This window comes from Pseudomonas sp. KU26590, assembly GCF_026153515.1.
Taxonomy (GTDB): Bacteria; Pseudomonadota; Gammaproteobacteria; order Pseudomonadales; family Pseudomonadaceae; genus Aquipseudomonas.
Genome location: NZ_CP110644.1, coordinates 4,201,481 through 4,224,301, shown reverse-complemented (window position 1 = coordinate 4,224,301; position 22,821 = coordinate 4,201,481). Strand labels below are relative to the sequence as shown.

The following is a 22,821-nucleotide window of genomic DNA, read 5'->3' as shown; positions in this document are numbered from 1 at the left end:
TCAGCCTCAGTATTGGATGGAGACGGCAGGGATCTTGCGCTGGGCGATCAGCGTTACCGCCTGCTTGGCGCATTCCTCGGTCATGCCGCCGGCTACGAAAGCCTCCAGCGCGGCACGGTTAATCGACTTCTTGTGCTCAAGGTCGGCCTCGCGGGCCTGCGCCTGCTTCAGCTCAAACGCGACTGCTGCGGCCTGGCGCTCGACCTCTTGCTGACGGGCACGCTCTACGGCTTCCGCTTGGCGCAGTTCGGCGGCGATGCGTTCCTGCTCGGCCTTCTGGATTGCTGCGAGCCGGGTCGCTTCGGCCTGGGCGGCGATGCGTTCAGCCTGTTCAGCGGCAAGCTTCAGTTGCAGCGCCTGTTGCGCGGCGGCGGATTCCGCGTCACGGGCGGCCTGTTCGGCGGCGCGCTGCTGAGCGGCTGCCTGATCCTTCAGCGCCTGCTCACGTGCGGCCGCAGCGTTGCGTTCTGCTTCCGCCTTCGCTTCGGCATCGCGCTGCGCTTGCTCGGCGGCGGCACGGGCAATGACAGCATCACGCTCTTGCTGTTCGCGGATGGCTTTCTCGGCGTTGAACTTGGCGATCTCTGCCAGTTCGGCCTCGTGCTTTGTCCGGTCAGCGAGCAGGGCACGCAGCTTGGTCAGCGCCTGATCCTTAGCCTGAGCGGCCTCTGCTAAAAACTCCTGCCAGCTATCATCGATGGCGACCAGTTCCAGATCAGCAATGACCTGGGCGACGTGCGCGGCGGTCGGAACCTCTTCGAACACCGCAAGATCCTTGATGCGCTGGATGCCGTCGTTGTGCGCATCGACGCGCGCGTCTTCAGCCTTTTCCCAATCCGTCAGCGGCTGGCGGGTGGCGTCTCGCAGCGCATCCATCGAGTTGACGAACTCGCGCAACTCGGTCTCGACGACCTTTGGCATTTCCTTGAGGCGCTTCAGGTAGTCGCGGCCCGGTTTCTCGACCGCTGCCTTCGACTTGCTGACCTTGGCGGCCAGGCTGGCGATGCGCTCGCGGCCTTTGCGAGTGGTCAGGTCCGGAACTTCACCTGCGACCTCGGCCTTCACAGCTTCCAGGAACTGGTTCAGGCCACCTGCCACGTAAATTACCGGTGCGTTATCGGCGCTGATGTCGTCGATGGTGATGACTTGCTGAGTTGCAGACATGCGGAGTCTCCCGCGCCATCCGTGTGCCGGGGCGCTGCGATTGAATAGGGTGGGGGTTATTGCGTGATTCGGTCAGCGAGTGACAGCGAGATCATGAGGAAGGTGAAGGCTGCGAGGACCGGGAAAGACCCGCGCCAGAAGATCAGTCGACGACGGCGCTGGGTGGCGGTCATGGCGTGTGCCTGCCTTCGCCTCGGCATTTCCAGCACTGCGATGTGCTGCCGTGGTAGGGGCCTGACGTCTCGATGAACCCAGAGCCGTGGCATGGCACGCAAGCTACCTTTTCACGCTCCCGTTTCAGAGCCTTTTGCGACTCGGCCAATTCGTGGACCATGGGATCGGCGGGATGGAATGAATGTTCGCTGATACTTTCGGCGATTCCCGCAGCATCCTCTGCGATGAGGTTGATCTGCTCAGCAGTTGCCATCACGCCATGCTGCTCAAGCGACTCAGCAATCATTTCTTTCCAAAGATCAATGCTGCTCATACCCGCACCTCGTAACTCAGCGTCCACTCACCACACAGGCAAGTCCGGCGGCTCCACGCTTCAGGGTTCGAGATATGCGCCCGCTCAGCCTCGCGCATTGCGTCCAGCATGGTCAGGCCCTTGAACACCATCAGAACCCGGTCCTCGGGGACTGCCATGCTTTCTGGCAACTCAACGCTTGGAGCACCGAAGCCTAAGATTGTCAGACGGCGTTCGATGTCAGCGATCTGCTCTTCAGCCAGCGATGGATACAGTGGAGTGGTCATGCTGCTCTCCTTGCGTTCTGCACTACGTCACGCCCAACAGCACGGCGGAAACGCGCGCAGTAGTAGTGGAATTCTTCGGCGTCGATCGCGTCGGACATGAAGTGGTCGACGATGCATTTCTCGGCAAGGCGATCGTAGAGGGGAGGCCTGTCGCCAGATTCGATGTCGTCGAGGTAACGACCGATCAGAACGTGCGGGCTGTTCATAGCTCCGCATCCTCGGCCTGAGCAATCAGCGCATCCCTCGCCATCGGCGTCAGCAGCGTGATCGCGATCTGGCGCAGCGCTTCGTCAGGGTTGGGACTGTTCAGGGCCTCAGCGGCCGCAGTGCAGGCGTCAGACGATGCGCGTCGCTTGGCGGCTAGCACCAGTCGGCCCAACACTGAGTTGCTGATGCCTGTAGCCGAGAGCTGGCCCATCACAAACTCATCCACTGCGGCGGCGAACTGTTCGTAGGTGACACCCTGGGGAGAGTGAAGGGAGCGCTTGAACTTGACGTCGGCGCCGAGCAGCAACTGTTCCGCTGCATCGTCGATCCAAATCCGTTCCGCGTCCGTGTCCAGCTCCACCGGAAGGCGGTTGTCATACTCGAACTGTGCTTTGGCTAAAGCATTCATGGTCGCCTCCGTCGGCGGGGTGGGTTATTCGGGGGTGGGTTATTCGGTAGGCGGGGCGGGCATTGGCTGCCAATGAGTCACGCCATTGCTCAGATACATCTGCGTGTAGAGCTGCTTTCCAGAAGCGTCCAGACCGCAAGTGACATCGCCGAAGTAATCTTGTATGTGCACCATGTCCATGCCGCCCTTGGGCCAAGCATGCTGCTCAGCGTGCGGCGAGGTTCCGTCTGAATAAGCCAGCACAGCGTCATCTTTCAGTTCGGGCAGCCTGTCGCTGCACTTGATCCATTCGCTCATGTTCAATCTCCTTGCTGATTAACCAAACACACGGCACTGCCCAAGCCAAGAACGCGATCGGCCAGATAGGCAGCGGAGGATGGACAGTGCGGTATGTTCAGTGGGGGTTGGTGTAGGGGGGTGTTACGCAGTTGTGGTACGCGGCAACTTGTTCCAGCGGCGAACCACGGCCTCTTCTGAGCAGGCTTGCTGCAACTTGTGATCGCACTGGCGGCACTGGACCCAGCTCGCAGAGTTTGTGGAGCTGTCCACTTCCAGGTCATCGCTCTCGCATACCGGGCACGGTTTAGGCTTGGGATCACTCATCGCAATCTCCTATTGCTCGCTCACTGGGAAGGCAGTGGCTACCTGTTGAATGGGGTGATGCAGAAGGACGGACGCTACCCCGTCGATGTGTTCGCAGTCTGGCCCGAAGGCTCTCAGTTTCTGCTTGGCCACCTACCTGCCGTAGCACGGGCTGTTTTCTGGCTCCCGATTGCGCCTTGCGTGTCTTCGATTTTCCACGCCGCTTCTGCATCGCTCTGCAATCTCCGAGGGCGAACCCTCAGCCCACCGTATTCAATGCCCCGTGACAGGCTGGCGGGTAACCGGTATTCACGTTCCGGCGAGATTGCAGAGCTTATGGGCACTCTTGCGAATGCCGACGGCACATCATGCTGCGAACAGGTCCTGCTGGATCGGCTGCGGTCGGCACCGTTGGATAAATGAACGAATTGCCGCCTCGATAACCCCGGCGTCCTCCTCAAGCTCAGGGCAACCCTCAGGCACCGTCGCTATCGCGCTCCGAAGAGCTGAGGCATGAGCCTGTAGTGATGGAATCACGATGCTGAGCATGTTGCCGGTCGTTCTCACATCCATGCTGCAGCAGCTGCACAAGCGTATGTAATCAAGCATGTACTTCGGCATCGCGTTCTCTCCTTTCAAGACCAAGCCACCATCAGCCCCAGCGCGAGGGCGTGCAGCGAAAGTATTGCTGTCAGAAGTCCCCATGCTTGTGGGGGTGAGGGTAGGGTTGGCATGGTCTTGTCTCTGGTCGTTAGGGTTTAGGCGGCCGCTGGAATCACTACCAGTACGGTGCCCACCATCGTTCCTGACTGCTTGAAGCTGGACTCGGGTAGCGCTTCAATGTGTCCACCGCGCTGCTCAACGATGCTTCGGAAGTCACGAGTCAGGGCGTCGTCGCGGAAGGTCACGCCAGACGGCATGATCGCCACCAGCCGTCCGCCGGGCTTCAGGAATTTCAGGGCATGGAACACGTGATGAATGTCGCTGCGCTTTTTGTCGAAGGGCGGATTCATCAGCACCCGGTCATAAACCGGCTTTGGCTCAACTTGCAAGAAGTCGCCCGGCGCCGAAACACCAGACATTGGCAGGTTCAAGCTGACCAAAATCGCGTGGTTGTCAGGCAGCAACTCGTGCATATAAACCTGCACATCATTAGCGGCGGCGTGAGCTGCGATTGCCAATGAGCCTTTTCCTGCGCTTGGCTCCAGAACCATCATGCCGTCGCCGATCTCAGCCAGGTCTGCCGCCTGTTTCGCAACGATTGGCGGTGTTGGGAAGAATCCAAAGTCCTGCGGCACGGTGACCTCGCCGGTCATTAGGATGTTTTCGATTGCATCCGCTGCCTCACCAGCAAAAAGGTGAGCTTTTGCTTTCGTGTTCCACTTCCCGCCAGCGGCCTTCAGTGTTTTATCCAAGCGCGCATAAAGGCTCTTGTCGAGTTGCCCGCCAGTGATGAACAGCTTGTTGTCTTCGGTGCGCGAGGCGCTGAGCAGCGCCATAACCTCATTGTCGACTTTCATGTGTTGCTCCCGTTCTGTTTCCAAAACGCCCGGTCGCCCAGGCGCTTCAGAAATCGTTCGGTTTGTTCACAGCTGAAACGGCAGTCGGTAGATCGCCATGCCGTCTTCGGTGTAGCCGACGAATACTGGTTCTTGTTTATGGGTCATGGCGTTTCTCCAGGGGGTTACTGTTGGGCTTTCCAAAAGGTCAGCATCAGCTGCTCATCGACGCTGTAGAGGTAGCCGGTGGCGGCGCACATCTCAGCGACTTCGGTCACTTCAGCCTGATCGCGGCACTGCACTCTGTTGGTGTTCATTTCGGGTATCTCAGTAGGTTGATTTCCCGTCTGGCCCTGTTGCCAAGGCCAGCCAGTGAAATCTGTTTTTCAAATCAGGCCCCGGTCGCTCACCCGGTATCACGCTTCCGCCCTCGTTTGCGGCCTGCGTGTCGCTTGAATGACAGCTTCATGGCCGTCACACCTGTTTGCATCAGAGCCCTGCTGGGTTGATGGCCTGCTATGCCTGCAGGCTTGGCGGTCTAGGTTTTTAAAGATCTACCGATCCGTGAGGCCCTTGGTAGGGGCTGATTCGTTTCGATGGGCTTAGTTAACCATCGGTTTATTGATGAGTCAACACCGATGGTTAATTATTTTTCAGTAGGCGAAAAAAATCCCGCTCGGGTGGCGGGATCATTTACTGAGCGCTTGGCGCGCGGGGCTCTACCAGAGAGCTGAGGACCAGAACACCCGGCCCAGAACAATTATTTCCATCTCGATCATCTCGATGGCTGAGTATTCCTCGTCGGGGTGCTCCTCTCGGTTGAAGCTGCGCATCCGCATTCCTCCTCCTGGGAGACGGTACAGCGTCTTCACGCGAAGCTGCCCGCCGTGATCGATGGCATACATCTTACCGTCCGTGATTGATGTGGTGCCCTGATCTACCCCCACTGTGCTGCCATCAGGCAATACCGGCTCCATGCTATTCCCGCTCACCGTGACGCACACAGCGTCTGACGGCTGGACACCTTGTTTGCGGAGAGTCAGCTTGCCGAACCTCAACTTCTGCTTATGAGACTGCTCTACGGCTGTGCGTCCCTTGCCCGCCGAGAGCTCTACTTCCTTTAGAAATGGCACATACACCTCATCGTCATCGAGCGGCGTGTCGTCATCCCAGACATCAATTGGCCCAAGCAGCTCGGCATTCGAAGTAGCAGCTGCACGGTCTGGGGTTGCTCGCGTCAGCTTTCCTATTTCGGCAGCCAGGCGCGCACTGAATCGCTCCACAGGCTCCTTTATCTGTTCGGACAGTATGGCGGCAAATTGCGCGTTGAGGGGGTTGATCCCCTTGAAGTACAGATTCACGGCGGCCGGCGTTATACCGGCGGCTTCCGCAATTTTCTTTTGGCTAAGACCCAACTCCTTCTTTTTCGAGAGGAATAGATCGTGAGCGGCCTTGCATTCAGCGAGGCGATCCGGGGGCAAAAGTCGTTTTCTGGTCATGGCGTTAATTTATTACCAACGGTAAAAACGGGGAAGAAACCATCGGTATTGATTAATCATTAACAGATGGTTAATATCGCCTCATCTACAACCGAGGCCAGATCATGAACGAGACACCCCTCGAAATGTTTGTTGCTGACAAAGGGCAGTCCGAAGCCGCACGGCTTCTTCGTGTGACGGCCCCAGCCATTCACAAAGCGCTTTCCGCGAAACGGGACATCCGTGTGCTTGAGCTTCCTGACGGCAGCTTCCAGGCCAAAGAGCAGCGCCCGTTCCCTTCACAAAAATCCGCAGCCTAAAACCCACTTATCAGCCATTGAGGAGTCACCGATGTACGAAGACCCGAAACACCTGAACCACAACGAAACGAAAGTCCGACTGAGCGACGAATACGACGAGTACCTGCGTTCGCTGGCAAAGATCCACGGCACGCAGAAGGCCGTGTTGGCTCGTGAAATCTTGAAGGCCGCAATCCAGCAGATGAGGGACGAGCTTACCCGCATCCAAGACATCGCCTGAAGGCCCGCAATGGAGGCTTTATGCCTGAGACCGAAACCGACCTGCTGTTACGGCAGATCGCGGATGAGGAAGACATCCAGTTCCTGAAGGAGGCAGCCGCCGAACTCGGGATACCAGTTCAACAACTGGTGAAGGAAAAGATCGAGAAACACATCGTCCAGCGCACCAGGCCAAAGACGATGTCGGGAACAGTCCAGCCATTCAGGCGACCGTATTCCCCCTCGAAACCACGGCCTGATGAGGGCCTGAATCGTGAATAAACCTAAATCGCAGGCACAAAAAAGCCGGGGCGCAATCCCGGCTCTTGTGCAGCGCATAACTTGAAACTCTGTGAGGCCGATTATGCATACCTCTAATACAGATGTACAGGCCCTGAAACGGTCCGCGCCACGAAATGCGATTTACGAAAACGTGGCGCGGATTTCTCCAGTCACGCCATTCGATTTCCATGGGTTTCCAATTCGGGTGGTAGACGACATCCATGGCGAGCCTCACTTCATCGCAAAAGACATAGCTGAAGCGCTGGGTTACGCAAACACCTCGAAAGCGATCAATGCTCACTGCAAAGCCATCAGTACCTGCCATACCGAAATGGGAGGTCAGGTACGTGCGGTGCAGATCATTCCTGAGCGTGACCTCTACCGCCTGGTCATGAAGTCCAAGCTTCCGGCTGCAGAGCAGTTTGAAGAGTGGGTTGTGGGTCAGGTTCTGCCTACCATTCGTAAGACCGGCGCCTACACCGCGCAGCCGCATAACAATTCGAAGATCCTGGGCGAACTCGCAATCCTCGAATGTTTCGACCGCCTGCTGAAACCGGCGCCGTCGAGCAAAATGATGATGCTTTCCAAGATCGCTGCCAACAATGGTCTGGATGCCAAGTTTCTCCCCGGCTATGCGGTCGACGCCGCGCCTGATGCTTCGGGCGGCTCTTCAATGCCCACCAAGTCTGCCACTGCCTTGCTCAAGGACTTTGCCCTGGGCGGTTCGGTTGTGGCCTTCAACAAGCGCCTTGAAGCCGCCGGCTACCTCAAAGAGCTGACCCGCAAGAACTCCAGGCAGGAGGTGGTTCCGTTCTGGTCCGTGACTGATAAGGGCCTCGCCTACGGCAAGAATCTGACCAGCCCTCAATCCCCCCGCGAAACACAGCCGCACTGGTACGTGGATCGCTTCCTTGAGCTTGCCGAGCTTGTCGGCAAAGGACGTCCATGATGGCGCGCTCCAGAAATATCAAACCGGGGTTCTTCTCGAACGAACACCTGGCAGAGCTGGACTTCGCCACTCGGCTGCTGTTCATCGGTTTGTGGACCGAAGCAGACCGGGAAGGGCGGATGGAAGATCGTCCTCGCCGCCTGAAGATGGCCCTGTTCCCAGCTGACAGCGTGGACATCGTCCACATGCTCGATGACCTGGATCATTTGGGGTTCATCAAGCGTTACACCGTTGGCGACGTTCAGGCGATCCAGATCATCAACTGGGCCAAGCACCAGAACCCTCACATGAAAGAGGCGAAGAGCATCATCCCTGCAATGCCCGTTGTAGAGCCTTCGCAGGGAAAGCATGAGGAAAGCACCGTACTAGCACCAGACTCGCACAGTTCTTTCCCTGCTGATTCCCTCTCTCTTGATTCCGGATTCCTGATTCCTGATTCCCTCAACCCGTCGCCAGCTCCGGTGGACGCGGGCGAACTTTTTGCGCGGTTCTGGAAGCTCTACCCGCGCAAGGTCGGGAAGGACAAAGCGGAGAAGGCCTGGGCAAAGCTCAAGCTCACCGAAGCCCTGTTCGACACGATCATCAAGGCATTGGCGAAACACTCGCTGACACCCGGCTGGACCAAAGACAACGGCCAGTTCATACCGCACGCCTCGACTTGGCTCAACGGCAAGCGCTGGGAGGATGAAGTCTCGGTGCCGAGCAACGTGCACCACCTCCCATCCAGCCGCCACACCGGCTTCGATCAGCGCGACTACAAGGCCGGTCTGACCGCCGTAGGGGATGGCACCTATGAATTCTGAAGCCCTGAACATCGATCTGACCATCAGCCACCTTGAGCAGCGCTTCGGTGTTGTCTCCAAGCAGGCGGCCGAATGCGCAACCCACGGGGCCTACGCATCGATCGTTCACAAGAATTCGGAAGCCCCCTCCGGTTGCCCCGGCTGCGCCGCTGAAGCTCGTCTGCGAAACGATCAGGAGGAACAGCGGGCGATGTATGCCCGGATTGCCGAAAGTCGTCTGGAGCGCAAGCTGGGGTCGTCCCTGATCCCTCGCCGGTTCATGGGTAAGACCTTCGAGGACTTCCTCGCTGATACGCCTGGGCAGCAGGCCAACCTCGCCAAGTGCATCGAGTACGCCGAAAACTTCCCGCAGCACCTGGCTGATGGCCGCTGCATCGTGATGACCGGCACCCCAGGCACTGGCAAAACGCATCTCGCAACCGCTATCGCCTGCGCAGTGATCCTGAAGCACAAAGCCACAGCGGTTTACCGCACCGTCGGCGGGTTGCTCCAGTTCATCAAGGGCAGCTACGGCGACAAGGCCGAATACACCGAGGCCGAGGCGTTCGTCAGTCTGTCCCAGCCATCGCTGCTGATCATCGACGAAGTGGGCGCGACCAAGCCGACCGAGTTCGAGCTGGCGACCCTGTTCGCTGTGATCAACGGCCGGTACGAGGAACAACTGCCCACCATCGTGATCTCCAACATCGACGCCAAGGAGCTCGGCACCGTGCTGGGCGACCGCAGCGTGGATCGGCTGAGGGAAGGGCGCGGCATTGGCCTTGTGTTCGAAGGCGCCTCGGCGCGGCTGCCACGGAGGGCTTCGTAATGGCTGTCCGACTCGCAACACCAGTGGAGGCGCGAAAAGCCCTCGAAATGGCCGTGACCATGACAAATCACCGGGTTCGTTATGTGAGCGTCCCGGTCCTGAGCGACGAGGATTACGACCAGATGCTCGCCCTGTCGATGTCTCGCCTCGACTCCCTGATTGATCGTGCGGAAGCCGAGGAGGCAGCCCAATGACCCCCATCCAAACCCAAACCGTAAACACCCTCAAGTCCGAAGGCTTTCAGGTCGTCGAGATCAACCGAGACATCGTAAGGCTGATCAAGGGAGCCGATGCGCGCCTTGTGCGTCGGGACGGCACGCAGAAGCGGGCGCAGCACATGGTTGTGGACACCAAGGTCGCTGTGATTCGGGGGTGCGTATGAGCGATTCGAACATGAAAGCCGAGTTCACCGACTGGTATCTGGCAGCGATGATCGACCTGCTGGGAAAAGGCATCGAGTCGCAGGCGCGCCTGAATCTGGACTGGTTGCGTGACGATGGCAGCTTTGCTGACCCCTCACTTCGACTGGCTCTAATGGCGTGGGAGGCATCCAAAAGCAAATGGCAGCCCATGGAAACCTGCCCTAAGCACGTCGATGTCCTGTTCTTCAATGAGCGCAACGGCGTAATTCCCGGCCGTCTGACTGATGCCGATTCGTTCATGACAGACAAAGAGCGAGACGAGTGGGACGGCGGCGAGGAAGCGCAATTCCGCATCGACGCCTTTGGGTTCGGTCATTGGGGGGTGGATCGCATGGATGGATTAGAGACGCCAATTCTTTGGATGCCATATCCGGAAGAGCCGGAGGTGAAGCCATGACCAGTCGCGATCAATTTGAGGCGTGGATCACCGCCGACGCTGCGCGTGAGAACCGGGTAATCCGCATAGTCCGCGAGCGCGATTGGTACGCCGGCCGAGACAAGCATTTCCTGAACGGCAGCTGGGCGGCTTGGCAAGCGTCCAGTAACGCACCTATCAGCGGCGGCGATCTTTCTTACGCAGTTCTTCTTGAGGATCGCAGGGCGCTGAAAACCGAAAACGAAATGCTCAAGCGCGACAACAAGAAGGCATTCGCCAACGGGCGCAATAGCGGTTTGGACGATGCCTCGAAGCTCTGCTACCAGCTCGCTCTTGCCCAATACCGCCCGGAAGGCAGCCGCTACACCATGTTTATTCCGAAAGCGCATAAGGCGCTGGGTGATGTGCTGTGCGCAGCTTGCAACCAAATCGCTGACTTGCCAGATGGACCCCTGCAGCGTCATCGCGAACGCCAAGAGCAAAAGGCAGCCAAGGCCAAGGAGTCACTGTCATGAGCGACCTGACTACAAAACCAAAGCCGAATAACGCACCGACCTACATGTGCCTGTACCCCCGATTGGCAGAAATTGCCCGCTCGAACGGTTACGCGCTTGCGGTGCACGGTTCGCTGGCCCGCGACATGGATCTGGTCGCTGTGCCCTGGGTTGAAAGCCCTTCTGAGCCAGAAGTGGTCATCACCGCCATCGAGTCAACCTTTGCCATACGCCGCATTGGCGAACTGACGCCAGCGCCGCACGGCCGGTTGGTGCAAACCATCGGGATTCAGTTCGGCGAGTGCTTCATCGACCTCAGCTTCATGCAATTGACGGGCGCTGGCTTCAAGGCCGGCACGGAAGCTGCCGCCAAGCTGATCGATAACCGCATCGCTGAATACGTCAGCGAGCACGGCATCTACGACCACGACACCGGAACCACCGAATTCCCTGGGAATGGGGACGAAATGGTCGAGGAGTGGGACGGGTTGGCTTCAAGCATTCGAGGGATCAAGCCATGACCACCTCCCGAATCTGGATCTGCATAGCAGCCATAACCCTGGTAGCCGCAGTCGGCACCGGGCACAGAGTTGAGACGGTTGTGAAGCCGTTGCCGCAGGAGACGCCCTTCAAATGAGCAGTCGTGAAGAATTCAACGAGTGGTTCGCCAACCAGTTCTGGGGCGAATGCTACGCCGACGTCAAGGATCACTTATTCAGTGCGTGGAAGGCCTCCCGTGAGGCGCTGGTGATTGAGCTGCCTGAACCCTTCGCTGTTATCGGTGACTACGCCGCTTGTGGTGGCGGGAAGGCGGTCTGGGATCTCGATTATTCAGAGAAGATCGACGATCGGATGTGCAAGAAGACGTCCGTATACGACAGGGCATGTCTGGAGGCCGCTGGCCTGAAGGTGAAGTCATGAGCGAAGTCACCAGAGGAATCATCGGCATGCCTTTGCATCTGGCAATGTCGAGCAAGCTGTCCCGCATGCAGTTTCATTCCTGCGCGCAGGGCCTGCTTGCCGAGATCGAACGCCTCCAGCGCTTCGAGACCGCCTACAAGGAGTTCAGCGACAAGACGGATTGGGTTCGCCCTGATCCTGCCGGTCAAGAGGTCGGCATGCACGTCGCCGACATCCTCCGCAAGCGCTGCGATGATCTGACTTCGCACAATCAGGCGCAGGCGGATGAGATCGTGCGGCTGCGCAAGGACCAAGTCGAAGCGATATCGGATTACAACGCCGCAGTGGATCGCAAAGACAAGTTCATCGGTGAGTGCGACCGCCTGAAGATCGAGAATGCGACTCTACGCAAATTCATCATTGAGTTCGCTCAGGCCGACGCGCAGATCGCTTACGCCTATGCAGCTCTCTGCGGGGAACAGCCATGACCTGGTCCCAACTCAAAACCCTGCTGAAGGAACAGACCGTCTACACCAACGGCCGTGAGACGTACTGGTTTGGGGGTGCGCGATGACAGAGTTCGCACTCAAATCCGTAGGCGATATCGCCCGCATCATGGGCTACCTGCACGCCACCGACCTGACGAAGCCAAAGCTGGTCGTGATCAAGGACGAGAAGCGTCCCGACGTCAGCAACCGCAAGATGTGGGCAATGCTCCGCGACGTCTCCCAGCAGGTCGAGTGGTACGGCAAGAAACTGTCGGACGAAGACTGGAAGCACATCTTCAGCGCTTCGGTCGAGAAGCAGCGCGCGGTGCCCGGGCTCGACGGCGGGTTCGTCGTGCTGGGTATATCCACCCGTAAGCAGTCGCAGAAGTGGTTCAGCGATCTGTTCGAAGTCATCCATGCCTTCGGCGCAGAGCAGGGCGTGAAGTGGTCGCAGGTTGATCTTTGGGAGGGCCGGTACTGATGAGCCATCAATTCAAGCCGGGCGATATGGCGCTGATCATCGGTGGCAACCATCCACCCTTCAACACCGGCCGGGCATGCACGATAGTTTGCTTGGCCAAGCCGGGCGACACGGTCAACAACCCGCACAACGACGCGCGATATCTCTATCTGGGTGATGACGTTATGTGGCTGGTAGAGGGCCCATCAATCGAAAACGATTCTCCAGACCCAGAAGATGCAGGTCTTGACCTGATCGAAGATCGATTCCTGATTCCACTCCGGGGCAGCTTCGCGCCAGAACAAGCCAAGTCCCGCGAGGTGCCAGCATGAAGACCATTAAGGCCCTCATCAGCCTCGCAGCGATTCTGCTCGAGCACGGCTACCGCTCGAATCCGGCAGCGCATCAATTCGGAGGTGGCCTGTGATCGCCAGGGCAGCGGTGAGCTCGCCGCCGGCGCGCAAACCAAAGACCTGCGCCAACCCGGAGTGCGCCACCAAGTTCGTACCGGCCAAGCTGGGGCAGAAGGTCTGCGGCTGGGCGTGCGGCCTGGCTATCGCTCCGGCGAATCAGGACCGGGCTCGCAAGTCACTGGCTCAGGTCGAGCGCAAAGAGATCAAGGTGCGCAAGGAGAAGCTGAAGAGCAAATCCGATTACGCGAAGGAGGCGCAAGCAGTCATCAACCGTTACGTCCGCCTGCGCGACGCCCACCTTGGCTGCATCAGTTGCTCAAAACCGGCGACATGGGGCGGTCAGTGGCACTGCTCGCATTTTCGCAGTGTCGGTGCCGCGCCGCACATCCGCTTCAACCTCTGGAACATGAACAAATCCTGCTCTCAATGCAATTCGCACCTCAGCGGGAATCTCGCTGGGTATAGGCCTGCGCTGATCGAGAAGATCGGGCAAGAGCGCGTCGACTGGTTGGAGTGCAACCAAGCGATAGCCCGGCATGACATCCCATACCTGAAGCGGCTTAAAGCGATTTTCACCAAAAAGTCCAAGCGACTTGAGGAGCGCAATGAGGGGGCTATCTCATGGGCAGAAATGTGATTCTGCTTCGGCAGTCTTTGGCCGAGATTTCAGGCTCTAGAAGGGCAATTGGCGTTTTTCGGTGCCCCGAGTGCTCGACGGAATTCGAGACTCGCATGGAGCGCGCCAAGGTCATGACCGGCCTCTGCATCGCATGTGCAAATAAGGCGGGCGGTAGAAGGCGCGCAACGCACGGGCTCAATAACTCAAACAGTCGCCTGCACGTCACTTGGGCAAACATGAAGCGTAGATGCCTGAAGCCTCGCGGCACTGAGGTTCACAAGTACGCAGGCGTGAATCTTTGTGATGAATGGATGCGCTTCGAGCCGTTCATGGAATGGTCTCTCGCCAATGGATACACCGATCAACTGACGTTGGATCGAGTGGATTCTTCGAAGGGGTATGAGCCAAGCAACTGCCGGTACGTGGATTACAACGTGCAAGCGGCCAACCGCCGTATCACGGACAAAAACACTAGTGGGCATGTGGGTGTTTACCGCCAGGCTGGAAAGTGGGTCGCCAAAGTTCAGTGGAAGCGCAAGCAGATAAACCTGGGCCGCTACGACGACATAAACGATGCAGTGAAGGCGAGGAACGATTACCTGATCGCACGCGACCTTCCTCACACGAGGGCGTAGGCGATGAAGATGATCGACGACCTGAAGGCGCTGACCGCGCACTACCGGGCACTGACCAGAGAATTGAAGAGGGGAGAAGCGGCATGAGACTTATCGGAGCGCGTCAGGCTTGGACCGATGCACAGCACGAATCCAACGCATCCATCAGCGCCGTCGCCATCAGCAAGGCGGAGTCGGCACCCATCAAGACCGGTCAGCGTATGCGTCGGCACGAGGCTGTTTTCGCAGCGCTTGGCGACGATAAAGAGGAGCGCATCAAAGTCGTTCGTCAGCGAATCAGCATCAGCGAGACGCGCGGCACGCCCATCGGACGGTCTACTGCCAGGGCCGCTCATCTCACCATGATCGGCAAGGTGCTCCGCGCAATCGACACGCTGCCGTTCCAAGTGCAGCAACTCGGGCACTTCCTGTATCACCCATGCATGACCATGCAGCACGTCATGAACGCGGTGCTGATCATCCAGGCCAGGGCAGCACTACCTGACCTCACGTCGGCCAAGCGGGTGAAGGCTCAGTACCTGGTAACCATGGCGCTGCAGTCCTACAAGGGGGAGGTGACCGGTGCTGCCGAATGGGGGCCGGCCAGGGTTGCTGCTGAGATGCAGGCGTTCTTCGGAGTAACGATCGAGCCAAAGCACTGGAATCGCGACTGGCTGGATCTGTGGGAACAGCTCAAAGCGGTAATTCATGAAGTGGATATTCAGGCTCAACAGCCCGTATGGCAGGTAATTCACGCGGAAAAAGAGGAAAATGCAGCATAAACATTGACATGGTGGGGATTCATCAGTAGATTTCCCATAGTGCGCAACTCTCCACCGACGCACACAGATATCTAACCCGGCCCTAGTGCCGGGTTTTTCGTTTTCGGCTCTCCCACACCCATTGCTCCGAGCTGGGAGTGCTGGTGCAGCCGATTTGGTCAAAGTGGGCCTATTCAGGCCCTCACCATCTGCCTACGAACAACCCGAGGCGCGCCCACGAGGAATGAGCAGTGGATTTCAGCCTCATAGCCATCCTCGCCTGGTCGCAATTCGGACTGCTCGGCATGTTCGGAGGGTTGGCCAGTTACTTCTGGCCCCCGTCCACGGACATGCGCTTCGAGTGGAAGTTGTTCCTCGGCAAGCTGGTCATCTCATTCTTCCTGGGCAAAGTCGCCGGCGAGTTCATTTCGGTCGACTACGCCTATCGTTCGGGCCTTATTCCAGTGCTCGGTTTCTTCGCACACCCTGTCCTCGGTTTGATTGAAGTGAAGGTCAAGGCGTGGGTGAGCGGCATCCATCCTACGGGAGGCGCGTGATGCTCATTGTCTCGATAGCTGCCTTGATAGCCTTCTCCATGGTCATTGGCCGGGCGATCTTGTTTTCCTTTCGCGCTAAGGGTTGCAGGCAGGCGGATAGCGCTGAAGTCGCTTACATTCTGACGAACTCCCTTCTGTACACCGCTGCCTACATCGCGCTGTGGATATGGGAGCCGGCGAAACTGATCAACAACAGTATCCCCAGCATCATGTTCGTGATGTTCACCATCGTGTCGGCCTCCTACTTCTACCGTCGGATCGGCGCAATGACCGATGGGCGCAATCGCCGTCGAATTGAGCGTCGTGGAGCGGATAGCCGGAGGGCGCCGCAATGAGGATCGCCAAGAATCTGATGCTCCGCATCTTCGGGGCAGTCGTCCTGTTCTTCTTCTGCACCGGAACCGGTTACGTGTACCGGACATGGGAGTGCAGGAGCGACACCCAGACCATTTACGTCGCAGCGCCTGGCTATCAGGTGATTGACGGCGCCATACCCAGCCGTCTTTATGAGATGAAGGTCACGCGCTGCACGCTCCCAGAGCAGTGGGGCGGTGAGCGAGAGCCGCTGGCAGGTTATCCGTGACGATCACGCATGACGCGCCACGAAATCAGATGCGCCCGTTTCGTGGCGTAAGTTGATTGTAGATGGCGCATATTTATGCACTAAGCCCGGCCGCGCTTTCTACGGCCACAGCAAGGCATTCAAGCGTGAACTGCTCGGTGTATGTCATGCGCACATCAGTGTCGACTCCGTTGACAATGCGCGAGCCCTTGATGATGTAGCGGATGCGGCGGTCCGAGACCCCGAGCCGTTTGGCAATCCAGGTCTGGGACTTGCCGATACGCTCAATCAGTTGTTGAGCGTTTTTGGTGTCGCCATTGTAGTTTTCTGCGTTAGGGATCATTGGCGAGGTCTCCTTTTATGCCGCGACGCCTTGAGCGACAACGCGGTCTTGGCGGTCAGCATCGGTACGGTGAGTGCGAGCAGGTTCTACAGCGGTCCACTGGCCATCAATCAGCTTCACTTTCTGAACAGTCACCGACCAAGTTGAGCAGTCAGTTTCATTGTAGGCCGTCACCAAGCTGTGCTCTCCCCAGTAGCTACTCAGGATGACGTTGCCAACTGCGAAGTGAGCGGCACGGGCTGCGTGGATTTCTTGGGCTTGAGCTTTGGTGATGCGGGCCATGGTTTTGCTCCAGTTCGCCTTCCCGTAATGGGCGGCATGGGTTAAATGTACCGGACCATTATTCCTATGTAAAGTGGTAATCTACGACTTTATAAGAAATATGTTCCGGTCATACCATTAAAGCGCACGTTTCGTGGCGCGGAGTAAGCCATGAAGCTGATCCTGAAACGCATCACCCCCGGGCCTCGCTGTATGACGATCGATGAAATGCTCGGCGAACCACCTGAGCGGCCGCTCCCGCAGCCATTCGCGCTACACGTCGAAGACGGGGAGATTCTTCCGGGTCAATCAAAGACCTGCATGTCTAGCGATGCGAGCGGACAAGTAGTGCTGACCGTCACGTTCATTGTCGATGGCCGGAATGTAATGGTGCAAGGCGACGCATTCGGGGAGTAAGCCATGAGCCAACTCAAAGTCGTCACCTTCGAACGTGAAGGCTGGCGTGATGCTGTGCGCACGCTTCGCAAGGTCGCAGAACAGATTGAGTCCGGCGAGCTTCCACTCTGTGATGTCGGTGTACTTGCCCTGATAGGCGACAACGGTCAGCTCGACGTGTACGGCTTCGGCAAGCGCGGGGATGACCTGCAATGCATCGGCGCCATGCGTCTTGCTGAGCAACGCCTGATCGACACCATGCTTTCCGCTGAAGACGAGCTGATCCCGGCTCAATGATTCATTGAATGACGTTCGAATGCATTGAATGACCGTTGCGAAAACAAACCCCATGAATGAGGCTTCCAATGGCCCTATGCGGCGCATCAAAGCGCGGCAACGGGGAACCATGTAAGCGCCATGCAGTACCGGGTTCCTCTCGCTGCAAGCTCCACGGTGGCAAGAGCACTGGGCCAAAGGATCTGCGCGGCAACAAGAACGCGGCCAAGCCCGGATCGATCTATAGCCAATACCTCACTGATGCAGAGAACGACATGCTGTCCCGCATTGAGCTGGGTCGTGTCGATGATGAGCTACGCCTGACCCGCATTCGATTGATGCGTGCGTTGAACAGGGAGAATGAGTTCGGAGAAACGGCAGAGCTTGAGGCGCGGGTTGAGCGTGAAGGCGCTGGCGAGTACCAGGCCAAGACCGAGGAGAAGTTTAAGGTCAGGGACTATTCAGGCTTGATCGACCGCTTGACTGGTCGCATCGAGAGCCTGGAACGCACTCGCGCCGAATTGCTGAAGACGAATCCTATTGAGTTGCCACCGGTGACCAGAATCGAGATCGAGGTGGTAGGTGGAAGGAAGGACGCTGCGGGTGCAAATGACGCAGCCGCAGGCTGACTTCTACCAACTGACTGAGAAATACCCGGCGTTCGTAGGTGGGTTCGGTACGGGCAAGACGGAGACGCTCGCTAACTGCGCGCTGCGTGACGCTCTGGCATCCTCCTCGGCGCTGATCGCGCTGTACGAGCCCACCTATGACCTTGTCCGCCTCATCCTTGCCCCGCGCATGGAAGAGAAGCTCACGGACATGGGCATCCGGTACAAGTACAACAAGCAGGAAAATATCATTTACACGAGTTCGCCCAATTGTGGCGACTTTGTGCTGCGGACGCTGGAGAACCCGGCTCGCATCATTGGTTACGAGTCATACCGGGCGCACGTCGACGAGATCGACACGCTGAAGAAGGCTCAGGCAGCCATGGCATGGCGCAAGATCATCGCGCGGAACAGGCAGCGTCCTGATGGCGTTGAACTGCCGTTCAATCGTGTTTCGGCTTACACCACGCCGGAGGGCTTCCAGTTCGTCTACGACACATGGGGCCGTAATCCGAAGCCTGGCTACGTGATGATCCAGGCGGCGACGTACACCAACCCATTCTTGCCTGACGACTACGTGCAGACACTGCGCGACAGTTATCCGGCAGCGCTGATCGATGCCTACATCGAAGGTCGCTTCACCAACCTTACGTCTGGCAGCGTTTATCCGGACTTCAACCGGGTGCTGAATCACACCAACGACACGTTACAGCCCAACGAGCCTGTCCTGATCGGGATGGACTTCAACCGGCTGAAGATGAGCGCTGTGGTTTACGTGATGCGCGATGGTTGGCCGGTGGCGGTCGATGAGATCGTTGATGGCCGCGACACGCCGCAAATGGTCGCGCTGTTCAATGAGCGCTACAAGCTGAAGGGCCATGCCGTTCAGGTCTTCCCCGACGCATCCGGACAGAACGCCAGCAGCAAGAACGCCAGCGAGTCTGATCTGAGCATCATTCGGCAGGCCGGACTGACTGTTCGAGTCAACTCGACAAACCCTGCTATCGCTGACCGCGTCAACGCCGTGAACGCGTTGATCTGCAACGGCCTCGGCGTTCGGCGACTGAAGATCAATACCAATCGCTGTCCGCACCTCACGGATGGTCTGGAGCAACAGGCGTACGACAAGAACGGCATGCCTGACAAATCAAGCGGCGTGGATCACGTGATTGATGCGGCCGGCTACCCGCTGGCTCATCTGTTCCCGATCGTCAAGCGAACTGCATCCACTTCATCCCTGAGTATCTGACATGTCCGACGATCCCAGCAAAACGCTCCTTGCCGTCGACGAGATGCGCAAAGACTGGGACATCGTCGATGCGCTGATGGGCGGCACCAAGGCAATGCGGGCGGCGAAAGAGAAATTCCTGCCCAAGTGGCCGAAAGAGAGTGCCGAGGCTTACGCGGCTCGGATCAAGACTTCGACCCTGTTGCCGGCTTTCAGCGAAACCGTTCAGAACATGACCGGGCGCGTGTTTGCCGAGCCGATTGTTCTCAGTGATGACGTTCCGGACGCCGTTGAAGAGTTCGCCGAGAACTTGGATTGCCAGGGCAACAACCTGCAGGTCTGGGCGCAGTCGTTCTTCTCTAAAGCACTGTCGCACGGTCTCTGCCATGCACTGGTAGAGCACCCGAATACGGTCGACGAGGAAGGCCGACCGCTGCACAAGACCAAGGCCGACGAGAAGAGTGCCGGTGTTCGCCCATATGTAGTGATGATCGCGCCCAAGCAGGTGCTCGGGTGGCGATCAAGTACGGCAACTGGTCGGCACGTCCTGACCCAGTTTCGCTACCTCGAAGTGGTGGAAGAGGATGAGGGCGAGTTTGGCGTCAAGCTGGTACCGCAGATTCGCGTCCTGACGCCCGGCCGCTGGGAGACCTTCCGCAAGAAGGAACCTTCGGTGGGTGCTGGCTCTACCGAGGAGTGGATCAGCCACGCCAACGGCACGAACACGCTGGGCGAGATACCGCTCGCCACGCTCTACACGAAGCGCACAGGATTTATGACGGCCTCACCGCCGCTACTGGAGCTTGCACACCTAAACGTCAAGCATTGGCAGTCACAGAGCGATCAGGACAACATCCTGCACGTTGCCCGAGTGCCGATGTTGGCTGTGATCGGCGTCGAGGATGACTTCGACCTGGTCATCGGCACCAGTAGCGCCACTCGCTTGCCCAAAGATGGCGACTTGAAGTGGGTTGAGCACACCGGCGCCGCAATCGAGGCTGGCAGCACGTCTCTGCACGATCTGGTAGACGACATGCGCCTCTCCGGTGCCAAGCTGCTGGAGAAGGACAAGCAGGGCGTCAAGACAGCCACCCAGGCCGAGGACGAATCAGCTCAGGAAATGAGCCCGCTCCAGACAATGGCCGGCCAACTCGAGGACGCGATCGACCAGATCCTGGCGTACTTCGCCGAGTGGCTTGGTCAGGAGGAGGGCGGCCATGTCCAGGTCAGCGGCAACTTCGACGTCGACTTCGCGCCAGAGATTGCCTTGCCGATGCTGGTCAACATGGCGAGCAACGGCCAGATCTCCGACAAGACACTCTTTGGCGAGATGCAACGCCGCGGCCTGCTGGGGGATGACCTCAAGTGGGAAGAGGAGCAGGCGCGCCTCTCCACTCAGCCGGCCAAGGCCGTGATCCCGACCAAGACAACGTTCTAACCGAAACACCTACAGCGGCCCTGGCACTTGCCGGGGTTTTTTTATGGCGCGATTCCGGATGGATAGCGCTGCAGCGGGCCGGATAGCCCAAAACTGGCGGATGCCTGGAGACGAAGCATGAAACTGAAACTCGACGAGAACGGCCACGCGGTGCTGGTTGATGGAAAACCGGTCTACGTGCACGACGACGGCAAGGAAGTTCCTTTCGACGCCGCTGGCACGGTGGCAACCATCAGCCGACTCAATGGCGAGGCCAGAGGGCACCGTGAACGAGCTCAGGCCGCCGAGGAGACCGTGAAAGCGTTCGAAGGCATCACCGACCCTGCCGCTGCAAGGAACGCCATCGACATCGTTTCCAAGCTTGACCAGAAGAAACTCGTCGATGCCGGTGAAATCGACACCGTGCGCAGCGAGATCAGCAAGGCATTCCAGGCGCAGCTCGACGAGGCCAACACCAAGGCCTCCGGCTACGAGAAACAGCTCTACGAAGAGCGCATCGGCGGCGCATTCAGCCGCTCGAAGTTCATCACCGAGAAGCTGGCTATCCCGGGCGACATGGTGCAGTCCCGTTTCGGTGCCAACTTCAAGATCGAAGACGGCAAGACCGTGGCCTATGACCAGCACGGCAACAAAATCTTCAGCCGGTCGCGTCCGGGCGAGGTTGCTGACTTCGACGAGGCGATCGAGACGCTGGTTGAGCACTACCCGTACCGCGACAACATCCTCAAGTCGAGCGGCAAGTCCGGCGGTGGCGCCCATCAGAGCGACAACAACGGCACCGGTACCGGCAAGAGCTACTCCCGCGAACAGTTTGCATCGATGCCGCCAGCCCAGCAGGCCGACATCGGCAAGCAGGTGTCCACCGGCGCCGTCACGATCACCGATTAACAGCATCAAATTCTTCCGAAACCCGGATGGGGGCCGGAGTGCGAGCTGGATGGCTCATTTATCAAACCTCCCTATCCCGAAAAGGAAATGAATCGTGTCAAACACCCTGACTGGCCTCATTGGCCCGCTGTATGAAGCGCTCGACGTTGTGTCGCGTGAGTTGGTCGGCTTTACCAAGGTGGTCACCCTCGACGCGTCGGCTGAAGCAGCTGCCGTTGGCCAGGAAGTCCGCTCTCCGGTAGTTCAGCCGGTCGGCCTGCAAGACATCACCCCGGGCCTGACCGCGCCGAACGCCGGCGACCACATCATCGGCAACGTGCCGGTGATCATCACCACCAGCAAGTCCTACCCGATCCGCTGGAACGGTGAAGAACAGAAGGGCCTCAATGGTCCTGCCGGTGCTGGTACTTCGGTCATCATGAAGAACCAGTTCATCAACGCCTTCCGTGCGCTGGGTAACGCGGTCGACCTGAGCTTGGCAAGTGCTGCCATTGCTGCTGCGTCGCGCGCCACAGGTACTCCTGGCACCACTCCTTTCGGCGTGGCTGGCGACCTGAGCGACTTCGCGCTGGCTCGCAAGATCCTGGAAGACAACGGCGCACCGACCACGGCTTTGAACATGGTCATCAACTCCTCGTCCGCAGCCAACCTGCGCGGCAAGCAGTCTGTGCTGTTCAAGGTCAACGAAGCCGGCACTGACGAGATGTTGCGTCAAGGTGTTATCGGCCGCGTTGAAGGCTTCGATGTTGCCCAGTCGGCGCAGCTGAAGACCGTGGTCAAGGGCACCGGCACCGGTTACCTGGTGAACAGCACCGGGCTGGTCATCGGCTCCGTGTCGATTCCGGTCGACACTGGCACCGGCACCATCCTGCCGGGCGATGCGATCACCTTCGCGGGTGACCCGAACGTCTACATGGTCAACGCCTACTCCGCAGGCGTCATCACCATCGGCGGCCCAGGCCTGCAGACGGCGATCGCTGATAACACCGCGATCACCATCGGCAACAGCTACGCGCCGAACGTTGCGTTCGCCAAGTCGGCACTCGTGCTGGCTGCTCGTGCGCCTGCAATGCCTGTTGGCCTCAATGGCAAGCCTATCGACGCCGCTGACGACATGATGATGATCACCGACCCGGTGTCCGGTCTGAGCTTCCAGCTGACCCAATACCGTCAGTACCGCCAGATCTACTGGGAAATCGGCCTCGCATGGGGCGTGAAGGCTGTTAAGCCAGACCACATCGCCATCCTGCGCGGCTAATCCCGGT

40 protein-coding genes are annotated in these 22,821 nt (G+C 58.5%); 28 read left to right on the top strand and 12 right to left on the bottom strand.

Annotated elements, in window-relative coordinates; translation table 11 throughout:
• Window positions 1–6 precede the first annotated feature (6 nt).
• The 10 genes from OKW98_RS18660 to OKW98_RS18620 form a co-directional block, all read right to left on the bottom strand.
• A complete protein-coding gene (locus OKW98_RS18660; RefSeq protein WP_265386113.1) occupies window positions 7–1,164 on the bottom strand; it encodes a hypothetical protein in 1,158 nt (385 codons plus the stop codon).
• A 169-nt stretch (window positions 1,165–1,333) separates the two neighbouring features.
• Window positions 1,334–1,651 (bottom strand): hypothetical protein, encoded by a 318-nt coding sequence (locus OKW98_RS18655; protein ID WP_265386112.1) that lies wholly within the window; start codon window positions 1,649–1,651, stop codon window positions 1,334–1,336.
• Window positions 1,648–1,917: a hypothetical protein gene (locus OKW98_RS18650; RefSeq protein ID WP_265386111.1), complete on the bottom strand. Its 270-nt coding sequence runs from the start codon at window positions 1,915–1,917 to the stop codon at window positions 1,648–1,650. The genes OKW98_RS18655 and OKW98_RS18650 overlap by 4 nt, the downstream gene beginning before the upstream one ends.
• Entirely contained in the window at window positions 1,914–2,123 is a 210-nt protein-coding gene (locus OKW98_RS18645) for a hypothetical protein (protein WP_265386110.1), read from the bottom strand. Before OKW98_RS18645 ends, OKW98_RS18650 begins: the two co-directional genes overlap by 4 nt.
• On the bottom strand, window positions 2,120–2,533 hold the full coding sequence (locus OKW98_RS18640) for a hypothetical protein (protein ID WP_265386109.1): 414 nt from the start codon (window positions 2,531–2,533) through the stop codon (window positions 2,120–2,122). The genes OKW98_RS18645 and OKW98_RS18640 overlap by 4 nt, the downstream gene beginning before the upstream one ends.
• Window positions 2,534–2,572: 39 nt before the next feature.
• Window positions 2,573–2,830 (bottom strand): DUF551 domain-containing protein, encoded by a 258-nt coding sequence (locus OKW98_RS18635; RefSeq protein ID WP_265386108.1) that lies wholly within the window; start codon window positions 2,828–2,830, stop codon window positions 2,573–2,575.
• A 123-nt stretch (window positions 2,831–2,953) separates the two neighbouring features.
• Entirely contained in the window at window positions 2,954–3,136 is a 183-nt protein-coding gene (locus OKW98_RS27630; protein WP_416147365.1) for a Lar family restriction alleviation protein, read from the bottom strand.
• A 737-nt stretch (window positions 3,137–3,873) separates the two neighbouring features.
• Window positions 3,874–4,635: a methyltransferase gene (locus tag OKW98_RS18630; RefSeq protein WP_265386107.1), complete on the bottom strand. Its 762-nt coding sequence runs from the start codon at window positions 4,633–4,635 to the stop codon at window positions 3,874–3,876.
• A gap of 164 nt (window positions 4,636–4,799) precedes the next feature.
• Window positions 4,800–4,931 carry a hypothetical protein gene (locus OKW98_RS18625; RefSeq protein ID WP_265386106.1) on the bottom strand — a complete coding sequence of 44 codons (132 nt, stop codon included), beginning with the start codon at window positions 4,929–4,931 and terminating at the stop codon, window positions 4,800–4,802.
• A gap of 402 nt (window positions 4,932–5,333) precedes the next feature.
• Window positions 5,334–6,113, bottom strand: coding sequence for a LexA family transcriptional regulator (locus tag OKW98_RS18620; RefSeq protein WP_265386105.1), 780 nt, complete (start codon window positions 6,111–6,113; stop codon window positions 5,334–5,336).
• 104 nt (window positions 6,114–6,217) lie between these two features.
• On the opposite strand from OKW98_RS18620, the gene OKW98_RS18615 reads away from it, so the two are divergent.
• The 21 genes from OKW98_RS18615 to OKW98_RS18515 all read left to right on the top strand — a co-directional run bounded on the left by OKW98_RS18615 (window position 6,218) and on the right by OKW98_RS18515 (window position 16,139).
• Window positions 6,218–6,412 (top strand): Cro/CI family transcriptional regulator, encoded by a 195-nt coding sequence (locus OKW98_RS18615; protein ID WP_265386104.1) that lies wholly within the window; start codon window positions 6,218–6,220, stop codon window positions 6,410–6,412.
• Window positions 6,413–6,443: 31 nt separating this feature from the next.
• Window positions 6,444–6,632: a hypothetical protein gene (locus OKW98_RS18610; protein ID WP_110658565.1), complete on the top strand. Its 189-nt coding sequence runs from the start codon at window positions 6,444–6,446 to the stop codon at window positions 6,630–6,632.
• A gap of 20 nt (window positions 6,633–6,652) precedes the next feature.
• Window positions 6,653–6,892 (top strand): hypothetical protein, encoded by a 240-nt coding sequence (locus OKW98_RS18605; RefSeq protein ID WP_265386103.1) that lies wholly within the window; start codon window positions 6,653–6,655, stop codon window positions 6,890–6,892.
• 82 nt (window positions 6,893–6,974) lie between these two features.
• Window positions 6,975–7,841 carry a Bro-N domain-containing protein gene (locus tag OKW98_RS18600; RefSeq protein ID WP_265386102.1) on the top strand — a complete coding sequence of 289 codons (867 nt, stop codon included), beginning with the start codon at window positions 6,975–6,977 and terminating at the stop codon, window positions 7,839–7,841.
• The gene (locus OKW98_RS18595) at window positions 7,841–8,644 is read left to right on the top strand and encodes a hypothetical protein (protein WP_265386101.1); all 804 of its coding nucleotides are present in this window, start codon (window positions 7,841–7,843) and stop codon (window positions 8,642–8,644) included. The genes OKW98_RS18600 and OKW98_RS18595 overlap by 1 nt, the downstream gene beginning before the upstream one ends.
• Window positions 8,634–9,452 carry an ATP-binding protein gene (locus tag OKW98_RS18590; protein ID WP_265386100.1) on the top strand — a complete coding sequence of 273 codons (819 nt, stop codon included), beginning with the start codon at window positions 8,634–8,636 and terminating at the stop codon, window positions 9,450–9,452. Before OKW98_RS18595 ends, OKW98_RS18590 begins: the two co-directional genes overlap by 11 nt.
• On the top strand, window positions 9,452–9,646 hold the full coding sequence (locus OKW98_RS18585; RefSeq protein ID WP_265386099.1) for a DUF1382 family protein: 195 nt from the start codon (window positions 9,452–9,454) through the stop codon (window positions 9,644–9,646). The genes OKW98_RS18590 and OKW98_RS18585 overlap by 1 nt, the downstream gene beginning before the upstream one ends.
• Window positions 9,643–9,834 carry a hypothetical protein gene (locus tag OKW98_RS18580; RefSeq protein ID WP_265386098.1) on the top strand — a complete coding sequence of 64 codons (192 nt, stop codon included), beginning with the start codon at window positions 9,643–9,645 and terminating at the stop codon, window positions 9,832–9,834. The genes OKW98_RS18585 and OKW98_RS18580 overlap by 4 nt, the downstream gene beginning before the upstream one ends.
• A complete protein-coding gene (locus OKW98_RS18575) occupies window positions 9,831–10,271 on the top strand; it encodes a hypothetical protein (RefSeq protein ID WP_265386097.1) in 441 nt (146 codons plus the stop codon). Before OKW98_RS18580 ends, OKW98_RS18575 begins: the two co-directional genes overlap by 4 nt.
• Window positions 10,268–10,765 carry a hypothetical protein gene (locus tag OKW98_RS18570; RefSeq protein ID WP_265386096.1) on the top strand — a complete coding sequence of 166 codons (498 nt, stop codon included), beginning with the start codon at window positions 10,268–10,270 and terminating at the stop codon, window positions 10,763–10,765. The genes OKW98_RS18575 and OKW98_RS18570 overlap by 4 nt, the downstream gene beginning before the upstream one ends.
• Window positions 10,762–11,265 (top strand): hypothetical protein, encoded by a 504-nt coding sequence (locus OKW98_RS18565; RefSeq protein WP_265386095.1) that lies wholly within the window; start codon window positions 10,762–10,764, stop codon window positions 11,263–11,265. Before OKW98_RS18570 ends, OKW98_RS18565 begins: the two co-directional genes overlap by 4 nt.
• A 112-nt stretch (window positions 11,266–11,377) precedes the next feature.
• Window positions 11,378–11,665, top strand: a complete 288-nt coding sequence (locus OKW98_RS18560) for a hypothetical protein (RefSeq protein WP_265386094.1) — start codon at window positions 11,378–11,380, stop codon at window positions 11,663–11,665.
• Window positions 11,662–12,132 (top strand): hypothetical protein, encoded by a 471-nt coding sequence (locus OKW98_RS18555; protein WP_265386093.1) that lies wholly within the window; start codon window positions 11,662–11,664, stop codon window positions 12,130–12,132. Before OKW98_RS18560 ends, OKW98_RS18555 begins: the two co-directional genes overlap by 4 nt.
• Window positions 12,133–12,214: 82 nt before the next feature.
• Window positions 12,215–12,613, top strand: a complete 399-nt coding sequence (locus OKW98_RS18550) for a recombination protein NinB (RefSeq protein ID WP_265386092.1) — start codon at window positions 12,215–12,217, stop codon at window positions 12,611–12,613.
• Window positions 12,613–12,924: a hypothetical protein gene (locus tag OKW98_RS18545; protein ID WP_265386091.1), complete on the top strand. Its 312-nt coding sequence runs from the start codon at window positions 12,613–12,615 to the stop codon at window positions 12,922–12,924. Before OKW98_RS18550 ends, OKW98_RS18545 begins: the two co-directional genes overlap by 1 nt.
• Before the next feature lie 91 nt (window positions 12,925–13,015).
• Window positions 13,016–13,642 (top strand): recombination protein NinG, encoded by a 627-nt coding sequence (locus OKW98_RS18540; protein WP_265386090.1) that lies wholly within the window; start codon window positions 13,016–13,018, stop codon window positions 13,640–13,642.
• Window positions 13,643–13,737: 95 nt separating this feature from the next.
• Entirely contained in the window at window positions 13,738–14,259 is a 522-nt protein-coding gene (locus OKW98_RS18535; protein ID WP_265386089.1) for a hypothetical protein, read from the top strand.
• Between the two features lie 83 nt (window positions 14,260–14,342).
• A complete protein-coding gene (locus OKW98_RS18530) occupies window positions 14,343–15,020 on the top strand; it encodes a hypothetical protein (protein ID WP_265386088.1) in 678 nt (225 codons plus the stop codon).
• 230 nt (window positions 15,021–15,250) lie between these two features.
• Window positions 15,251–15,556 carry a hypothetical protein gene (locus OKW98_RS18525; RefSeq protein WP_265386087.1) on the top strand — a complete coding sequence of 102 codons (306 nt, stop codon included), beginning with the start codon at window positions 15,251–15,253 and terminating at the stop codon, window positions 15,554–15,556.
• A complete protein-coding gene (locus OKW98_RS18520) occupies window positions 15,556–15,891 on the top strand; it encodes a hypothetical protein (RefSeq protein WP_265386086.1) in 336 nt (111 codons plus the stop codon). Before OKW98_RS18525 ends, OKW98_RS18520 begins: the two co-directional genes overlap by 1 nt.
• Complete coding sequence (locus OKW98_RS18515; protein WP_265386085.1) at window positions 15,888–16,139, top strand: hypothetical protein; 252 nt, start codon at window positions 15,888–15,890, stop codon at window positions 16,137–16,139. The genes OKW98_RS18520 and OKW98_RS18515 overlap by 4 nt, the downstream gene beginning before the upstream one ends.
• Window positions 16,140–16,212: 73 nt before the next feature.
• On the opposite strand, the gene OKW98_RS18510 is transcribed toward OKW98_RS18515, so the two are convergent.
• Both OKW98_RS18510 and OKW98_RS18505 read right to left on the bottom strand, forming a co-directional pair.
• On the bottom strand, window positions 16,213–16,461 hold the full coding sequence (locus OKW98_RS18510) for a hypothetical protein (RefSeq protein WP_265386084.1): 249 nt from the start codon (window positions 16,459–16,461) through the stop codon (window positions 16,213–16,215).
• A 15-nt stretch (window positions 16,462–16,476) separates the two neighbouring features.
• Window positions 16,477–16,743, bottom strand: coding sequence for a hypothetical protein (locus OKW98_RS18505; RefSeq protein WP_265386083.1), 267 nt, complete (start codon window positions 16,741–16,743; stop codon window positions 16,477–16,479).
• 150 nt (window positions 16,744–16,893) lie between these two features.
• On the opposite strand from OKW98_RS18505, the gene OKW98_RS18500 reads away from it, so the two are divergent.
• The 7 genes from OKW98_RS18500 to OKW98_RS18470 all read left to right on the top strand — a co-directional run bounded on the left by OKW98_RS18500 (window position 16,894) and on the right by OKW98_RS18470 (window position 22,814).
• Window positions 16,894–17,139: a hypothetical protein gene (locus OKW98_RS18500; RefSeq protein ID WP_265386082.1), complete on the top strand. Its 246-nt coding sequence runs from the start codon at window positions 16,894–16,896 to the stop codon at window positions 17,137–17,139.
• A gap of 3 nt (window positions 17,140–17,142) precedes the next feature.
• Window positions 17,143–17,415: a hypothetical protein gene (locus OKW98_RS18495; RefSeq protein WP_265386081.1), complete on the top strand. Its 273-nt coding sequence runs from the start codon at window positions 17,143–17,145 to the stop codon at window positions 17,413–17,415.
• A gap of 68 nt (window positions 17,416–17,483) precedes the next feature.
• Complete coding sequence (locus OKW98_RS18490) at window positions 17,484–18,023, top strand: HGGxSTG domain-containing protein (protein WP_265386080.1); 540 nt, start codon at window positions 17,484–17,486, stop codon at window positions 18,021–18,023.
• Entirely contained in the window at window positions 18,004–19,251 is a 1,248-nt protein-coding gene (locus tag OKW98_RS18485) for a terminase large subunit domain-containing protein (RefSeq protein WP_265389771.1), read from the top strand. The genes OKW98_RS18490 and OKW98_RS18485 overlap by 20 nt, the downstream gene beginning before the upstream one ends.
• Window position 19,252: 1 nt before the next feature.
• Window positions 19,253–20,668, top strand: coding sequence for a DUF4055 domain-containing protein (locus OKW98_RS18480; RefSeq protein ID WP_265386079.1), 1,416 nt, complete (start codon window positions 19,253–19,255; stop codon window positions 20,666–20,668).
• Between the two features lie 117 nt (window positions 20,669–20,785).
• Window positions 20,786–21,556 carry a DUF6651 domain-containing protein gene (locus tag OKW98_RS18475; protein ID WP_265386078.1) on the top strand — a complete coding sequence of 257 codons (771 nt, stop codon included), beginning with the start codon at window positions 20,786–20,788 and terminating at the stop codon, window positions 21,554–21,556.
• Between the two features lie 94 nt (window positions 21,557–21,650).
• Window positions 21,651–22,814 carry a P22 phage major capsid protein family protein gene (locus OKW98_RS18470; protein WP_265386077.1) on the top strand — a complete coding sequence of 388 codons (1,164 nt, stop codon included), beginning with the start codon at window positions 21,651–21,653 and terminating at the stop codon, window positions 22,812–22,814.
• The last annotated feature ends 7 nt before the right edge of the window (window positions 22,815–22,821 follow it).

Coding starts and splice junctions, on each gene's coding strand:
- OKW98_RS18660 (WP_265386113.1), bottom strand. CDS start 1,164: ATGTCTGCAACTCAGCAAGTCATCACCATCGACGACATCAGCGCCGAT.
- OKW98_RS18655 (WP_265386112.1), bottom strand. CDS start 1,651: ATGAGCAGCATTGATCTTTGGAAAGAAATGATTGCTGAGTCGCTTGAG.
- OKW98_RS18650 (WP_265386111.1), bottom strand. CDS start 1,917: ATGACCACTCCACTGTATCCATCGCTGGCTGAAGAGCAGATCGCTGAC.
- OKW98_RS18645 (WP_265386110.1), bottom strand. CDS start 2,123: ATGAACAGCCCGCACGTTCTGATCGGTCGTTACCTCGACGACATCGAA.
- OKW98_RS18640 (WP_265386109.1), bottom strand. CDS start 2,533: ATGAATGCTTTAGCCAAAGCACAGTTCGAGTATGACAACCGCCTTCCG.
- OKW98_RS18635 (WP_265386108.1), bottom strand. CDS start 2,830: ATGAGCGAATGGATCAAGTGCAGCGACAGGCTGCCCGAACTGAAAGAT.
- OKW98_RS27630 (WP_416147365.1), bottom strand. CDS start 3,136: ATGAGTGATCCCAAGCCTAAACCGTGCCCGGTATGCGAGAGCGATGAC.
- OKW98_RS18630 (WP_265386107.1), bottom strand. CDS start 4,635: ATGAAAGTCGACAATGAGGTTATGGCGCTGCTCAGCGCCTCGCGCACC.
- OKW98_RS18625 (WP_265386106.1), bottom strand. CDS start 4,931: ATGAACACCAACAGAGTGCAGTGCCGCGATCAGGCTGAAGTGACCGAA.
- OKW98_RS18620 (WP_265386105.1), bottom strand. CDS start 6,113: ATGACCAGAAAACGACTTTTGCCCCCGGATCGCCTCGCTGAATGCAAG.
- OKW98_RS18615 (WP_265386104.1), top strand. CDS start 6,218: ATGAACGAGACACCCCTCGAAATGTTTGTTGCTGACAAAGGGCAGTCC.
- OKW98_RS18610 (WP_110658565.1), top strand. CDS start 6,444: ATGTACGAAGACCCGAAACACCTGAACCACAACGAAACGAAAGTCCGA.
- OKW98_RS18605 (WP_265386103.1), top strand. CDS start 6,653: ATGCCTGAGACCGAAACCGACCTGCTGTTACGGCAGATCGCGGATGAG.
- OKW98_RS18600 (WP_265386102.1), top strand. CDS start 6,975: ATGCATACCTCTAATACAGATGTACAGGCCCTGAAACGGTCCGCGCCA.
- OKW98_RS18595 (WP_265386101.1), top strand. CDS start 7,841: ATGGCGCGCTCCAGAAATATCAAACCGGGGTTCTTCTCGAACGAACAC.
- OKW98_RS18590 (WP_265386100.1), top strand. CDS start 8,634: ATGAATTCTGAAGCCCTGAACATCGATCTGACCATCAGCCACCTTGAG.
- OKW98_RS18585 (WP_265386099.1), top strand. CDS start 9,452: ATGGCTGTCCGACTCGCAACACCAGTGGAGGCGCGAAAAGCCCTCGAA.
- OKW98_RS18580 (WP_265386098.1), top strand. CDS start 9,643: ATGACCCCCATCCAAACCCAAACCGTAAACACCCTCAAGTCCGAAGGC.
- OKW98_RS18575 (WP_265386097.1), top strand. CDS start 9,831: ATGAGCGATTCGAACATGAAAGCCGAGTTCACCGACTGGTATCTGGCA.
- OKW98_RS18570 (WP_265386096.1), top strand. CDS start 10,268: ATGACCAGTCGCGATCAATTTGAGGCGTGGATCACCGCCGACGCTGCG.
- OKW98_RS18565 (WP_265386095.1), top strand. CDS start 10,762: ATGAGCGACCTGACTACAAAACCAAAGCCGAATAACGCACCGACCTAC.
- OKW98_RS18560 (WP_265386094.1), top strand. CDS start 11,378: ATGAGCAGTCGTGAAGAATTCAACGAGTGGTTCGCCAACCAGTTCTGG.
- OKW98_RS18555 (WP_265386093.1), top strand. CDS start 11,662: ATGAGCGAAGTCACCAGAGGAATCATCGGCATGCCTTTGCATCTGGCA.
- OKW98_RS18550 (WP_265386092.1), top strand. CDS start 12,215: ATGACAGAGTTCGCACTCAAATCCGTAGGCGATATCGCCCGCATCATG.
- OKW98_RS18545 (WP_265386091.1), top strand. CDS start 12,613: ATGAGCCATCAATTCAAGCCGGGCGATATGGCGCTGATCATCGGTGGC.
- OKW98_RS18535 (WP_265386089.1), top strand. CDS start 13,738: ATGGAGCGCGCCAAGGTCATGACCGGCCTCTGCATCGCATGTGCAAAT.
- OKW98_RS18530 (WP_265386088.1), top strand. CDS start 14,343: ATGAGACTTATCGGAGCGCGTCAGGCTTGGACCGATGCACAGCACGAA.
- OKW98_RS18520 (WP_265386086.1), top strand. CDS start 15,556: ATGCTCATTGTCTCGATAGCTGCCTTGATAGCCTTCTCCATGGTCATT.
- OKW98_RS18515 (WP_265386085.1), top strand. CDS start 15,888: ATGAGGATCGCCAAGAATCTGATGCTCCGCATCTTCGGGGCAGTCGTC.
- OKW98_RS18510 (WP_265386084.1), bottom strand. CDS start 16,461: ATGATCCCTAACGCAGAAAACTACAATGGCGACACCAAAAACGCTCAA.
- OKW98_RS18505 (WP_265386083.1), bottom strand. CDS start 16,743: ATGGCCCGCATCACCAAAGCTCAAGCCCAAGAAATCCACGCAGCCCGT.
- OKW98_RS18500 (WP_265386082.1), top strand. CDS start 16,894: ATGAAGCTGATCCTGAAACGCATCACCCCCGGGCCTCGCTGTATGACG.
- OKW98_RS18495 (WP_265386081.1), top strand. CDS start 17,143: ATGAGCCAACTCAAAGTCGTCACCTTCGAACGTGAAGGCTGGCGTGAT.
- OKW98_RS18490 (WP_265386080.1), top strand. CDS start 17,484: ATGGCCCTATGCGGCGCATCAAAGCGCGGCAACGGGGAACCATGTAAG.
- OKW98_RS18485 (WP_265389771.1), top strand. CDS start 18,004: ATGACGCAGCCGCAGGCTGACTTCTACCAACTGACTGAGAAATACCCG.
- OKW98_RS18480 (WP_265386079.1), top strand. CDS start 19,253: ATGTCCGACGATCCCAGCAAAACGCTCCTTGCCGTCGACGAGATGCGC.
- OKW98_RS18475 (WP_265386078.1), top strand. CDS start 20,786: ATGAAACTGAAACTCGACGAGAACGGCCACGCGGTGCTGGTTGATGGA.